Annotated in this window: 14 protein-coding genes; 8 read left to right on the top strand and 6 right to left on the bottom strand. The window is 62.2% G+C overall.

Annotated elements, in window-relative coordinates:
* Positions 1 to 177: 177 nt before the first annotated feature.
* A complete protein-coding gene (locus tag ABH945_RS27035) occupies positions 178 to 888 on the bottom strand; it encodes an autoinducer binding domain-containing protein (RefSeq protein WP_074767201.1) in 711 nt (236 codons plus the stop codon).
* Positions 889 to 993: 105 nt separating this feature from the next.
* Between ABH945_RS27035 and ABH945_RS27030 the strand changes: the two genes are divergently transcribed.
* Entirely contained in the window at positions 994 to 1,434 is a 441-nt protein-coding gene (locus ABH945_RS27030; RefSeq protein ID WP_429252565.1) for a DUF4902 domain-containing protein, read from the top strand.
* 200 nt (positions 1,435 to 1,634) lie between these two features.
* Positions 1,635 to 2,243 (top strand): acyl-homoserine-lactone synthase, encoded by a 609-nt coding sequence (locus ABH945_RS27025; protein ID WP_429252564.1) that lies wholly within the window; start codon positions 1,635 to 1,637, stop codon positions 2,241 to 2,243.
* Between the two features lie 64 nt (positions 2,244 to 2,307).
* Here ABH945_RS27025 and ABH945_RS27020 read toward each other — a convergent pair whose 3' ends face one another.
* Complete coding sequence (locus ABH945_RS27020) at positions 2,308 to 2,868, bottom strand: inclusion body family protein (protein ID WP_429252563.1); 561 nt, start codon at positions 2,866 to 2,868, stop codon at positions 2,308 to 2,310.
* A gap of 117 nt (positions 2,869 to 2,985) precedes the next feature.
* Positions 2,986 to 3,543 (bottom strand): AidA/PixA family protein, encoded by a 558-nt coding sequence (locus ABH945_RS27015; RefSeq protein WP_429252562.1) that lies wholly within the window; start codon positions 3,541 to 3,543, stop codon positions 2,986 to 2,988.
* Positions 3,544 to 3,963: 420 nt separating this feature from the next.
* Between ABH945_RS27015 and ABH945_RS27010 the strand changes: the two genes are divergently transcribed.
* The 6 genes from ABH945_RS27010 (at position 3,964) to ABH945_RS26985 (ending at position 8,319) form a co-directional block, all read left to right on the top strand.
* Positions 3,964 to 5,001, top strand: coding sequence for an alpha/beta fold hydrolase (locus ABH945_RS27010; RefSeq protein ID WP_429252561.1), 1,038 nt, complete (start codon positions 3,964 to 3,966; stop codon positions 4,999 to 5,001).
* Between the two features lie 74 nt (positions 5,002 to 5,075).
* Positions 5,076 to 5,558: a cytochrome P460 family protein gene (locus ABH945_RS27005; protein WP_429252624.1), complete on the top strand. Its 483-nt coding sequence runs from the start codon at positions 5,076 to 5,078 to the stop codon at positions 5,556 to 5,558.
* 206 nt (positions 5,559 to 5,764) lie between these two features.
* The gene (locus ABH945_RS27000; protein ID WP_429252560.1) at positions 5,765 to 6,136 is read left to right on the top strand and encodes a GFA family protein; all 372 of its coding nucleotides are present in this window, start codon (positions 5,765 to 5,767) and stop codon (positions 6,134 to 6,136) included.
* Entirely contained in the window at positions 6,133 to 6,255 is a 123-nt protein-coding gene (locus ABH945_RS26995) for a hypothetical protein (RefSeq protein ID WP_290439524.1), read from the top strand. Before ABH945_RS27000 ends, ABH945_RS26995 begins: the two co-directional genes overlap by 4 nt.
* 7 nt (positions 6,256 to 6,262) lie before the next feature.
* The gene (locus ABH945_RS26990) at positions 6,263 to 7,003 is read left to right on the top strand and encodes a response regulator (protein WP_074767222.1); all 741 of its coding nucleotides are present in this window, start codon (positions 6,263 to 6,265) and stop codon (positions 7,001 to 7,003) included.
* Complete coding sequence (locus ABH945_RS26985) at positions 7,000 to 8,319, top strand: ATP-binding protein (RefSeq protein ID WP_074767225.1); 1,320 nt, start codon at positions 7,000 to 7,002, stop codon at positions 8,317 to 8,319. The genes ABH945_RS26990 and ABH945_RS26985 overlap by 4 nt, the downstream gene beginning before the upstream one ends.
* A gap of 157 nt (positions 8,320 to 8,476) precedes the next feature.
* Here the strand turns inward: ABH945_RS26985 and ABH945_RS26980 are convergent, their stop codons facing one another.
* From ABH945_RS26980 to ABH945_RS26970, 3 genes are all read right to left on the bottom strand, one after another.
* Positions 8,477 to 9,301, bottom strand: coding sequence for a hypothetical protein (locus tag ABH945_RS26980; RefSeq protein WP_429252559.1), 825 nt, complete (start codon positions 9,299 to 9,301; stop codon positions 8,477 to 8,479).
* Positions 9,302 to 9,330: 29 nt separating this feature from the next.
* Positions 9,331 to 11,820 (bottom strand): penicillin acylase family protein, encoded by a 2,490-nt coding sequence (locus ABH945_RS26975; protein WP_429252558.1) that lies wholly within the window; start codon positions 11,818 to 11,820, stop codon positions 9,331 to 9,333.
* 65 nt (positions 11,821 to 11,885) lie between these two features.
* Positions 11,886 to 13,598: a cyclic peptide export ABC transporter gene (locus ABH945_RS26970; protein ID WP_429252557.1), complete on the bottom strand. Its 1,713-nt coding sequence runs from the start codon at positions 13,596 to 13,598 to the stop codon at positions 11,886 to 11,888.
* Between the last annotated feature and the right edge of the window lie 10 nt (positions 13,599 to 13,608).

Here is a 13,608-nt window from a genome sequence, read left to right as displayed (position 1 = left end):
TTGCCGAAGCCGCCGGGTAAAGAGAATGACCGGTGGCGAAGAATAGTGAAGCGCTTGCAGATTATCTTTTATGAATCGGGATGGCAAATAGGGGATTAATCCACTATTTTTAGTCAGGGGCGATCGACTGGAAGAAGATTGAAAGGACGATACCCCCGCTGCGCCGCTTTAACGCAATCAGATAATGCCAGTGGCGATGGCTTTGACCACCGCCTGGACCTTGTTGGTCGCGGCCAGTTTTGCCAATACGTTATTCACGTGAAAATTGACGGTGCGCTCGGAGATGTTGAGGATCTTGCCGACCTCGTACGATGTTTTGCCTTCGCCGGTCCAGCGTAGAACCTCGCGCTCGCGGGCCGTCAGTCTGGCGCCCGATTCCGGTGCGAGTTTGTTCTGAAGGAACTGGCCCATGCGCATATGACAAAGTTGCGACAGCCAGTTGGCCGAAAATTGCAGATGCGTAAGTTCGGTATTCGTCAGCGCGTCGGCGTGACGCGACATGCTCAGAAGTCCGAACGCGCCGCGCGCGGTCCAGCTCGAATGAGCCACGCCGAACTTGATGCCGTAATCGTTTGCGTCGGACCAGAGTCGCGGCGCGTCGTCGTGAGCGGGGCCGGGCCAGATGATCAGATTGGCGCTGTGCTCACCGGCTCGTACGATCGGATCGATGTTGAGAAAGTCGTTTGCGCGGTAATGCGCCATCCAGCCCGGCGGATACGTATCGAAGATTCTGACGACCGGATTGGACACCGGCAAAGGCATCCGAATCCCGTAACAGCAGTATTCGAAACCGAGATCTTTGGCGAAAGAAGCGGTCTTCGCGAAAAGATCGTTTTCGTCGCTGGCAGCGGCAAATGTCTGGTAAGCATCCTGAAATCGTGATTCCATTCCATCCCCCGAACTCACCGTTTTTTATGGAAATTATTTAGCGAAGCAAACTATTGATACTCAAAAAAAGGCACTCGCGTGATGATACCTACCTCGATATCGCCGTTGTACTTCTATTCGTTCGACGGCTACGTTCGCGTTCCCGGCTTCATGCTGTCCCGGCTGACGCTGACCCATCTCTCATCGGGCCTCGATCAGGCCGTACTCACCAGTCTGCGCGCCGAAGCAATTGAAACGCTGGGCGCGGGCTATACGGAATGGCAAGGCGTCGTCGATATGTCACGCGATACGCCGGGCCCAACGATAACGTTGAGCTGGGACTGGTATATCGATGAAAAGTCGCTTGCATTCCAGATCGCCTGGGGTGACGTAAGAAGCAATCTCATGGCCGTGGATTGCCGGGGTGCCGATCTTGGAATGGTGAGCACGGTGCAGGCGCTCAGACGCAGACTGACTGCACTTGACTGGCCGCACACCGTAGCGGCCACTGTTCCTTTGAAGCGCGGGAATCAGCGGCTCGACTTCTCTGCCGTTCACCGGCACTGACCGTCGCAGTGCGAGCGAATGTACTCCGAAAGCCTGCTCTATTTATATGCAAATGTTCGTCGCTTTGCAATCGCAATTGGTGAGCCCGAGCGGTTCTCCCGACGAGTGGGATGGCATTCGGCAACCTGTCAACTCTGACAGTTACCGGGCGGCTATTGCCGCGCTGTAATGCGCTCGATAAAAACTGACGGGGGTGCGGAATGCAGACTTTCGTTCACGACGAGGGACGATTACCCGAGAGCGTGGGTAACGCGTTGGCGCAGTATCGTCATCAGATATTCGTCGAGCAGTTAGGCTGGAGTCTGCCTTTGGCAAACGACGGTTTCGAGCGGGATCAGTACGACCGTGACGATACCGTGTATGTCGTGGCGCGCGACGGGAGCGGTTCGATCTGCGGATGTGCGCGCCTGTTGCCGACTACGCTGCCTTATCTGCTCAAGGACATATTCCCGTTTCTGATCGCCGAATGTGCTTCGGCTCCGCAATCGCCCGATGTCTGGGAGCTTTCACGATTCGCGGTGAGTCAACGCGGGGCAGAAGATTCCGGCGAGAGCGGCAATGCGTGGGACTTCCGGCCCATGCTCGCTTCGGTCGTCCGATGCGCCGCGCAGTTGGGCGCGCGGCAATTGATCGGCGTGACGTATCTCAGCATGGAACGGTTGTTCCGGCGGATTGGCGTACACGCGCATCGTGCCGGACCGGCGCAGTCTATCGACGGGAAAATGGTCGTGGCGTGCTGGATCGATATCGACAGCCAGACATTGTCGGCGCTCGGTATCGATTTGCCGATGGCTCACGCTTTGAGTTGATGGCCTGCCGGACCCGGCAGGCCGGTTGCGATGCGTGCGACTGATACGAAGCATTGCAGCCGCGTCAGCCGGTGATCGTAATGGTCGGGTCCCACCAGAAGTAGCCGTACAGTTCCTGGTTCTGTCCGTTGGCGGCCAGCGTGTAAAGCCCGAATGCGAGGCCGAGTCCCTCGCGGCCGTTCGTGCGGATTTTCGAATCGAAGACGGCGAAGTTGGTCGGTTTTTTCACTGGCGGCAAACCGTTCCTGTTGGGCGAATCGGCGTTGGGTTGAACCGCGCCGGTGCGCACGACCATATCGGCGTAGAACGGAGTGAATACCTGCTGGCCGCAAAAGTGCTTCAGGTCGTACACGATCACGGCGTCGTCGGAATTGTTGTAGATCGACACCCCGGTGAAAGTGATGTTGTCGCCGGGGTTGGCCTTGAGTTCCAGATCTCCTGATCCCTGGCCGGACACGATGCCGCGCGAGCCCGTGCACAACATGTATTGACGCGCGTGGTCGATTGCGGTCGGGTTGTTGTGGTCCTTGCTCGGGTTGGGATACGTGCTTTTCAGATACTCGGTGTCGATCACGACAAGTACATTGATCTCATGCACTCTCGGGCCGAGAACATTATCGGTCATGCTGAAACTCCCATTTATTGATCGCCGTGCGATTGATCCATGACAGCCGGTTCATGAATTACCGGCAATGTCGCCCCATTCATCACGTCGCGCACCTCGCAGAGTAAACAGGCACGCCTAGATGACGGTGACGACGAAATGACACCGGTAATAGCCGAAAATCATCTGCTTTCCGCCATCGTCTTCGAGCCTGTACAGCGCGAAAGAAAACGCTAGCGACTCCACGCCGCGCTCCTGTGCCGTCGATGAAAACCTCGAGAAATTCGCCCGTCTTCTGAGCGGCGGCAGTCCGTGGCATTGAGGCGAGTCCGGGTCGGGTTCGACCGCGCGCTTCAGGACATTGAGCACCGGTTGCGCGGGAGCGAAAACGTGACCGTCGACCGGCGGCAGCAAGCTGTAGAGCAGCACCGCATGGTGCGCATTGCCGCAACTCGATACGCCCGAAACCGAAACCACATCTCCCACATGCGCGAGGAATTTGAGCTGGCTGGTTCCCTGCCCATAGACCTTGCTCTGCGCATCCGTGCATATCGCGACCGGACGGTCGTAGCGCAATGCAATCGGCGAGCACGGGTCGCAATTCGGCCCGTATGTATCGATGATCTGATCTGTATCGACAACGATGAGCACATTGATATGACGCGAAGCCGGTCGGATCGAATCGACAGGTTCCATAGTTCCTCGGTGGATTTTTTATTGGCCTGGCAGCCGCAATAGATGCAGAACGGGTAGCCGGATTTTGCGGGCGAGACGGCTTTTTGCGTACCTGTCAGAGTCGTCAGGGCGGGGCCGAAAACGGGCTGGCCACCGGGTCGCCGCGACCGTTAGGTGGATAGCCAGACCGGCCCGCCGCCGCGCTTTGTATCGCAATGTATCTGGACTGTACGTAGTTACATTACGTTGCGCTGGCCTGCTTCGCCGACATACGCCAGATACGTCGCGCGACTCTAATATCTCCAGGCCGTTTAGCGAGCTTCAATTTATTTTCCCGCCTGCACGGATTTGCTCTCTGGCTCGTCTCGCCGCCTTGAACGGGCGTCGATATCTCAAGTGCACGCGGCTTCTCAGAGCTTTCGAACCTAAAGGTAATCAGCCATGTCGGATCTGGATCAAGTCAATACACGGCGGCGTCGTCTGCTGGGCACTGCGGTTGCGAGTCTCAGCCTGATGGACCTCGGCCTGAGCGGAATCGCTCATGCGCAATCGGGCGGTGCGTCGACGGGTTCGGCTGCCGCATCGTTCGCGAATCTGAGGCAGGTCAATGCGGGCACACTCAGCATGGGCTACGCGGAAGCGGGTCCGCAGAACGGGCCGGTGGTGATCCTGCTGCACGGCTGGCCGTACGACATCCACGCCTTTGCGGAAGTCGCGCCGCTGCTGGTGGCGGCCGGCTATCGCGTGATCGTGCCGTATCTGCGCGGCTACGGCACGACGCGTTTCCTGTCGGCGGATACGCCGCGTAACGGTCAGCAGGCGGTGGTCGCGGTCGACATCATCGCGCTGATGGACGCGCTGAAGATCGACAAGGCGGTGCTCGGCGGCTTCGACTGGGGCGCGCGCACGGTGAACATCATCGCCGCGCTGTGGCCGGAGCGCTGCAAGGCGATGGTGTCGGTGAGCGGTTATCTGATCGGCAGCCAGGAAGCGAATAAGGCGCCGTTGCCGCCGAAAGCGGAGCTGACCTGGTGGTATCAGTTCTACTTCGCCACGGAGCGCGGCTACGCCGGTTATGACGCGAACCGCCACGACTTCAACAAGCTGATCTGGCACACCGCATCGCCGAAATGGAATTTCGACGACGCAACCTACGAGCGTTCGGCCACCGCGTTCAACAACCCCGATCACGTGGCGGTGGTGATTCACAACTACCGCTGGCGCCTGGGGCTGGTGCAGGGCGAATCGAAGTACGACGAACTGGAAGCGCGTCTCGCGAAAGGGCCGACCATCGCCGTGCCGACCATCACGATGGAAGGCGACGCCAACGGCGCCGCGCACCCGGACCCGGCTGCCTACGCGAAGAAGTTCACCGGTCCGTACGCGCACCGGAATCTGACCGGCGGGATTGGCCACAATCTGCCGCAGGAAGCGCCGAAAGCATTTGCCGACGCGATTATCGATGTCGCGCGCCTGTAATGCGGCTTGTTAATCGAGCCACAAAGAGGAACGAGCCGATGCAGAAAACCCGGACCGCGCGCGCTGTGCTGAACATGGCGAAGCTTGCGCTGTTGCTGTGCGTGGCGGCGGATCACGTATCGGCGGAACCCGCGAAATCTCCGCCGTCGCCGATCTATGGCGTGACGATTCCCGACGGCTACCGGAAGTGGCAAATGATCGCCCCGGCCGAAGAAGCTGCGCCGCTCGACGAGTTGCGCGTCGTGCTAGGAAACCCCGCCGCGATCAAGGCCATCGAGAACTCGACGTTGCCGTATCCGGACGGGACCATTCTGGTCAAGCTCGCGTACAAGCGGAAGCAGTCGCCGGAATTCGAAACGGCAACGGTGCCAGGGCAGGCCACCACCGTGCAGATCATGGTGAAAGACTCGCGCCGTTATGCATCGACGGGAGGGTGGGGCTTCGGGCGCTTCGTCAATGGGCAGCCTGCGGACCTCGCGCAGCATCAAACGTGCTTTGCGTGCCATGCCGCGCGTGTGAAAGATCGCGACTACGTGTTCACGCGGTTTGCGCCGTAACGTTTTGCCGGCAAGCGGATAGTCGATAGAAAACGGGCTGCAGCGATAGAGAACATCGCTGTGGCCCGTTTTAACTTTGGCGTGCCGGTGCAATGTTTTGTGTACCACGACAGAGCAGATACATTGGGACACATACGCCTCGCCATACCGCGCTATAAAGCAGTCATCGATTCATCACATACGTCGCTGCGGTTATTGGAGATCTCATGAACACCACTCTGCTGAAAGGGTCCTGCCATTGCGGCGCGGTCAGATTCGAAGTCGATACGCCGGTGGTGCCCGCCGGCCGCTGCAATTGCAGCCTGTGCCGCCGCAAGGGCGCGCTGATGACGCCGCTGTTTCCCGCGAATCAGCTGAAGATCCTGCAAGGCGAGGGCGACCTGACGCTGTACCAGTTCAACACGCGCGTGGCGAAGCACTATTTCTGCAGGCACTGCGGCATTTACCCGTTTCATCAGACGCGCAAGGACCCGCTGCAGTGGCGCGTCAATATCGGTTGCCTCGAAGGGATCGATCCGTATACGCTGGATGCTTCCGTTGCCGATGGCGCCAGCCTGTCCGTCCTGGAGGACGCATGAAGCGGCTACTGGCAATCATCGCGTTCGTCGCGGGCGGGGTGGCGGCGGAAATGGCGCATCCGGTGAATTGTTCGCTGCTCAACGCGAGCCGGGTGCAGGTGAAACGTCACAAGAGATGATGCATTGATGGACACGACCGACCACGTACTGATCGTCGACGACGATCGCGGCATTCGCGAGCTGATCGCCGGCTACCTCGAGAAAAACGGCATGCGCGTGTCGCTCGCCGCCAACGGGCGGCAGATGCACGCCGTGCTGGAGCACGGCGCGCCCGACCTGATCGTGCTCGATCTGATGATGCCGGGTGAGGACGGTCTGGTGCTGTGCCGCGAACTGCGGGCGAGCAAGTTCCGCACGGTGCCGGTGCTGATGCTGACCGCGCGCAACGAAGAAGCCGACCGCATTCTCGGTCTGGAAATGGGCGCCGACGACTATCTGCCCAAGCCGTTCGCGGTGCGCGAGCTGCTCGCGCGCATTCGTGCGGTGCTGCGTCGCGCGCGCATGCTGCCGCCCGGCATGCAGGTGCAGGAATCGGCGCAGATCCTCGAATTCGGCGACTGGAAACTCGACACCACCGCGCGCCATCTGCTCGATTCGGACGGCACGATGGTCGCGCTGAGCGGCGCCGAATACCGGCTGCTGCGCGTGTTTCTCGATCATCCGCAGCGGGTGCTGACGCGCGACCAGTTGCTCAATCTGACGCAGGGCCGTCAGGCCGATCAGTTCGACCGTTCGATCGATCTGATGGTGAGCCGCCTGCGTCAGCGCCTGCGCGACGTCGCGCGTGAACCGCGTTACATCAAGACGCTGCGCAGCGAAGGCTATGTGTTTTCCGCCGCCGTGAACGCGATCGGAGACGCTCAATGAGTTTGCGCGCATGGTTGCATTGGCCGCGCACGCTGTTCGCCAGGTTGACGGTGATTCTGTTCATTGGTCTTGCGTCGGCGCAGGCTCTGTCGTTCTGGCTCACGATGACCGAGCGCGACCAGACCATGACCAATGTGATGATGGGTTACATCGAGCGCGAGGTGGCCAGTTCGGTCGCGCTGCTCGACCACCTGCCGCCCGACCAGCGCGCGCAATGGTTGCCGCGTCTCGCGCGGCGCAGCTACGAATTCATTCTCGGACCGGGCATCACCGGCGGTCCGATCGACGCGCATCTGTCCGAGCGGGTCGCCCAGTCCATCTCCGAGGGTATCGGCACGAACTATCCGCTGACCGTGAATGCGGTGCCGGGGGACAACGAACGGCTCCAGGTGCATCTGAAATTGTCCGACGGCACGCCGTTGACGATCGATCTGCGGCCCATGTCGAGCGCGCCGCTGTCGCGCTGGCTGTTGCTGGTGATGTTCCTGCAACTGGTGCTGCTGGTCGCGTGCTGCTGGGTGGCGGTGCGGGTCGCCACGCGTCCGCTGAACGACCTGGCGGTGGCCGCGGATACGCTCGGCCCCGATCTGAAAGCGGTTCGCCTGTCCGAAGACGGGCCGTCGGAAGTGGCCCGCGCGGCCAGGGCGTTCAACGCAATGCAAGACCGCATCGCGACGTACATGACCGAGCGCATGCAGATTCTCGCGGCGATTTCGCACGATCTGCAAACGCCGATCACGCGCATGCGCCTGCGCGTCGACGTGATGGACGGCGAATCGGAAGGCGCGAAACTGCGCCAGGATTTGCAGGAAATGGAAGCACTGGTCAAGGAAGGCGTGACGTACGCGCGCACGCTGCACGGCGCGACGGAGTTGCCGCGCCGCATCGATCCCGACGCGCTGTTCGACAGCCTGGTGTGCGATTACGTCGACGCGGATCAGGCCGTATCGCTGCAAGGGCGCTTCGGTATGCCGCTGATGACGCGTCCGCAGGCGTTGCGCCGCATCGTCGGCAATCTGGTGGATAACGCGCTGAAATTCAGCGGCGCGGCGGAGATCAACGTCGCGGCCGTGCATGACGGGCAAGCAACAATCTCGGTGTTCGATCGCGGTCCAGGCATACCGGACGAATCGCTGGAAACGGTGTTTCAGCCTTTTTTCAGGCTCGAAGGATCGCGTAATCGCAATACGGGCGGCACCGGCCTCGGCCTCGCCATCGCACGGCAACTCGCGCTGGCGATGGACGCGACGCTGTCGCTGCATAACCGCGTGGGCGGCGGGCTGGAGGCGAGACTGACGCTAAGGAATCTTGGCTAGCGGAGGTGCCTGCATGCGATTCCGCAGTGAAGCGGCATGCCCGCATCACGAATGCGCGTAGAAACCGGAAGCGCCAAAAAGAAAAGCAATCCGGCTCGCGCCAGGATTGCTTTTCGTCACACCGGTTGTTTAACGCGAACGGCTTTCGCGCAGGCGTTCAATTCTTCGGCCAGCCGAACGCCTGAATCCGCGTGACCGGCTGCGCGACCGAAACGGCTGCGCGAATCTTGCCCGGCATCGGCACGTCGACGATATGCCAGCGTCCCGTGCTCGGCAGATCGACGAAGGTCGCCACCGCGTTATCGCGTAGCGCTTGAGGCGAGACCTCGATAGACGGCCTTTTCAGCGCGTTCGACAGACTGTTGAAGCGCGCGGCCTGCACCGATTCCTCGGCGTAGCGGAAGCGGTCCTCGTGACAATCCGGTTCGGCCGACGGCCAGATGCTGGTGCGCCGGACTTCCGGGATCACGTTTTCACCGCCGGGCGCTGGCATCGTCACGCCGAGACCGAGCGCCGACGACGCAATCGCGATCACGATCCAGATGCCGCCGTACGCGATGTCGATCGTCACCGGATGACCATCTGCCGTGAGTTGCACGCTGGTCCCATCGGCGGGGCCATCGATGAATTGCACCTCGTGCGGCGTCGTATTGAACAGGTTCGCGACGATCCACCGCAGCACCACCCGGCCGCCGACAAAACGCTTGCGCAGCGCGGAATTCGGATTCAGCCGCGCACGTTCGCGCTCGGCCTCCGACAACCACAGGTCACCTTCCTGAATCGACACCGGCAGCCAGCCGCTTCGAAAGCGCCACAAATGCAACTCGCCGGGGCGCGGCGCCTCGACCCACGACGGGTACTGGCGCGTCATCCGGTGCGGAGAAAAGCGGATTTCGCACGGATCGAACACGACTTCGCGCGGCCGGTCGTAATAGGCGCTGCGCGCCGGAACATCGAACTGTTGGGCTAGTTGAATGGACATGCGATCAGGTCCTCCATGCCAGTTTGGTGTTATCGCGCTTGCGCGTCCGACGAACTCAAGGTGCGCACGCTCAACGCGGGGTCGCGTGCAATCGACGCTTCGGAAAACGGAATCTTCAGCCAGCGCTTCACGGCGAACTCGCGGGTGGCGTCGGCGTAATGAGGCGATGCGGGGTCGTCCGATTCGGACGACGCGAGCAAGGTCTTCGCGATCACCTCGTCGCCCGCGAACGACACGATCTGCAGGTAGGTGTCGCCGCTCGGGTTCACGTTCATCGAGTAGCCGCGCGTGTCGAACGGATGCGCCGCGCAAGCCGCGGTGAAGTAGCCGCCCGCGTCGCAGCCGCCGTACAGCGGAATGCGTTCGCCGTTGCGCTGCACGTAAAGCGCGGCGCTGCGCGGTGCGTCGATGGCGATGCCGGCCTTCTGCAACGCGCCGATCGCATCATGCAACGTCGCGGCGAGCTTCGCGGGATCGGCGGCGATGCCTGCGGGCGTCGCCAGCGGTTTCGCGGGGTCGAACGGCACGGCATAAAGCTGCGCTGCCGGAATCGTCTGCAGACGACGCCACCATTCGTCCCACAGCGTCGCGCCCACGGCGTCGGCGTTCGCTGTGTCGTCCCACGCGGCCAGCACGGTGCACGCGTGACGCAGTTCGTCGGCGCTAGCCCCGGTTTGATCGCCGACACCGCAGACACGATCCAGCGCCGGCTGCTTGAACAGCAGCGCCGACATCGACCGGCTGTCGAGAGTCGCGCGACCCAGCGAGTCGGCAGTGACGCCAGCCGGATCGCTCTGCAATTGCGTGGCGATGCTATGGCCGAGACGCGTGCGCAGCGATTGCGGCGTGTTCGTCGCGCCGATCACCTGCGCGAAGCCGGTCAACGGCGCAGCCGGATTGGCGAGCCAGAAGCTGCCGTTGAAATTGCCGACGTAATCGTGCCGCAACAGGCTGGGCATCTGCGCGACCGGCAACGCGCGGTGCTGCACCGTGCCGGGCTGATCGCGCCAGTCGCAGTCGCTGCGCGAGCCGTCGAGAACCGGCACGCCGGGCATCGACGGTGCGAGCGCCTTGCCGACCGGCGGCGTGCAGCGCTGCGCCAGTTCGTCGGGCACGTCCGGCACCGCGCCGATATCCGCGTACCACACGCGCGGATCGTGGCGGCCGATCGCCAGCGTATTCACCCACGGCACGGCGGCATTTTTCTTTTGAATGCGGATGAAATCGTCCAGCGAACTCGCCTTGTTCCATTCGAGGAAATTCTCGAACACGCGGAAGTTATCCGCGTTGATATCGCGCAGCGCGAACGCCTGCTGCGCATTCCACGCGAGCGCGGGCGACATCGCGCCGAGGTTGACGAGCGGGCCGAAACGCGAGCGATACAGCGTGCGCGACACGGTATGCAGCGAACCGTCGGCGGCGCGCACGTCGACGTCGACCCGGGTCGGCGTCATCGCTTCGGTTTTGCCGTCGACCTGATAGCTGGTCGGCGCACCCGGCGTCAGCGTGAGTTTGAACAGGCCGAAGCGCTTGGCCGTCGAGACCGTGTGCGTCCACGCGATGTTGTCGTTGAAGCCCATCACGATCAGCGGGACGCCGAGGAACGACACGCCGCTGACGTTGAGCTTGCCGGGAATCGTCAGTTGCGCCTGATAGAAGCGGTCCGGGCCGCTCCAGAACCAGTGCGGATTGCCGAGCAGCAGCGTGCTGCCGTCGCGGGTCGCGTCCGCGCCGAACGCAAGTCCGTTACTGCCGATGCCCGAATGGCCGCCAATATGCGCGAGCGGAGCGTTCGACGCGAGTTGCGCCGCGCCGGTGTCACCGTTGCGCGAAGCATGGGGCGCTTGGGGTGCCTGAGGCGCTTGAGCCCCGGCAACCGGCGGCTGCGCCGTCGCGATTGCGGCGGCAAAACGCGCTTCGCCGCCGGCCAGGTTGGCCGCGTAAAGACGCCGGTACACGTCGGCGCTGGTGATCTTGCCGGCCCACGGCGCAGCGCGGCATTCCGCGTGCGCCGCCGGGAATTCGCCGTGCGCGAGATCGCCGACATAGCGGTTGTAGCCCGCCACGAAACCGTCGATCAGCGTGCGCATTTCGTCGGTCTGACTCGCGCGATAGCGCGCGACGGCAGCATCGTCGTCGACGAAACGGAAGAAGAAATCGGCGTCGAGATTGTCGGGTTGTCCGAAGGTCGATTCGGACGTCGGTCGCGCCTGCGGGCCGAAATAGCGCGAACGTTCGCCGCGATAGGTGACGAAGCCGTCGGCCATCGTGCACAGATTGTCCTGCGCCTGCACGTAGCCATAGCCGTAACCGAGGCTGCCCCAGTCGTCGGCCTTCACATGCGGAATGCCGAGCGACGTGCGGCGGATATCGACGTGATACGGTCCCGCGAGCGCGTCGGTGCCGGTGCCCGGCGTCGCGGCGCAACTCAGCAAGGCGAGGGCGGCGGGCACGGTGGCGAGCACGCGCGCAAGACGTTTGAAAGAGCCGCAGCGGCGCAGGGAGACATTCAAAGGCATAAGTTCTTCACTGACTGACGGTTGGCGGTATCAAGTGTATGACTGGTACGGGGGTTAGCCGCGCATCACGACGCGCTTGCTGCAAGCGGCGAAGCAGGTGCGGCAACCGGCACGCGCACCGGCCGGACTTCTTCGACGATGAGCCCTTCTTCGAGCCGGATATAGCGGTCTGCCGCGCTGAAATAGCGGTCGTCGTGCGAAATCACGATCAGCGTCTTGCCCTGGCGTTTCAGGTCGGGAAGGATTTCCGTATAGAAGATACGACGGAAAGTCGGGTCCTGATCGGCAGCCCATTCGTCGAGCACCATCACCGGACGGCGCTCCAGATACGCATGCACGAGCGCGAGCCGTTTGCGCTGACCGGTGGACAGATCGGTGGTCGTGAACGCGCCGTCGCGAATCGACACCTTGTGCGCGATTTCCAGGCGTTCGAGGTACTTCTGCGCCTCGGCGGTCAGCTCGGCCTCGCCGGGAATCAGCGTGTCGAACAGGTAGTAGTCGGAGAACACGGCGGAGAACAACTGGCGGTAATCGTCGAGATGTTCGTCGCGCACGGGTTCGCCGTTCAGCAGCAGTTGCCCGGCATCCGGCTGATACAGGCCGAGCAGCAGCTTGATCAGCGTGGTCTTGCCGCAGCCGTTTTCGCCGACGATAAACAGCGTCTCGCCACGTTCGATTTTTAGGCTTACCGGACCGAGTTCGAAGCCGCCCGCGCCCTGAACCGGCGTATCGCGTTCGTCCTGCGGCTTCGCGAAGCGATAGTGCGCGTCGGCGAGCGCAATCGTGTCGAACACGTCGGCGAGGGGCGTTGCCGCGCGGTGTTCGCGTGTGTCGATGAGCGACGGTTCGCGAGTCGAAAACCGCGCGGACAATTCGGCGATACGTTGAAACGCGACCTGAGCGCGGCCAATCGCCGGCAATGAACCGACGATCTCCTGGATCGGGCCTTTCATGTACAGCAGCACCAGCACGAAGCCGGTGATCACGGTCCGGTCCGTCTCCGGCGACCACGTCTGGAACGTGAGCATCAAGCCGACCAGCACGAAGAACAGCAGCGAGCCAAACGCATTCGCGCTGACGAAAATATTCGCGGCCCGCACGCGCAGCGTGAAAATCGCTTCGATGGTGCCCGACAGTTCGTGCTCGTAGACGAAGTTGCGCCGTTGACCGTTCAGGCGCAGTTCCTTCGCGCCGTCGGTAATCGAGCGGTAGTGCTTCTGCAAGCGATCTTCCGCTTCACGCGCAGCGCCGAAGCGGCGCAGGCCGACGCGCCGGGCCAATGTTTGCACCGCGGAACCAAGCGCGATCGCCACGAGCGCGGCGACCAGCATCAGCGGCGACAGGAAGAACAGGTAACCGAGACAGCCGACGATCGTCGCCGTCGCAATCGCGAGACTCGAGAAGATGAAAGAAAACGTGCTGATGGTGTCGATATCCTGATTCAGCGCGGTAATCAGCTTGTGCGTGCGGAATGCTTCGATCTGACCGATCGGCGCAGTCATGATCTTTTCGCAGAGGCTCTTGCGCAGCATCGCGATCACGCGCTGGCCAACGAGGTTGTTGCCGATGTCCGAGATGACTTCGCCCGCGAGCGCCAGCACGCAGAGTCCGGCGAAGCTCCAGAGCAGGGTCGGCAGCGCGGCGGCGCCGTCATGCAAGGCGCGATTCGTGACCGCCAGCAGCGCAGCGGTGGCAATACCGCTCGCGGCACCCATCGTGGTGGCGAGTACGGTGATCGGCCAGAGTCGCTTGAGCAATCTGAGCAGTTCCGCAAACATCGTGTTCTCC

Source organism: Paraburkholderia sp. GAS333, from assembly GCF_050435665.1.
In the GTDB taxonomy this organism is placed as follows: Bacteria; Pseudomonadota; Gammaproteobacteria; order Burkholderiales; family Burkholderiaceae; genus Paraburkholderia; species Paraburkholderia fungorum_A.
This window is presented reverse-complemented; position numbering and strand designations above follow the sequence as displayed.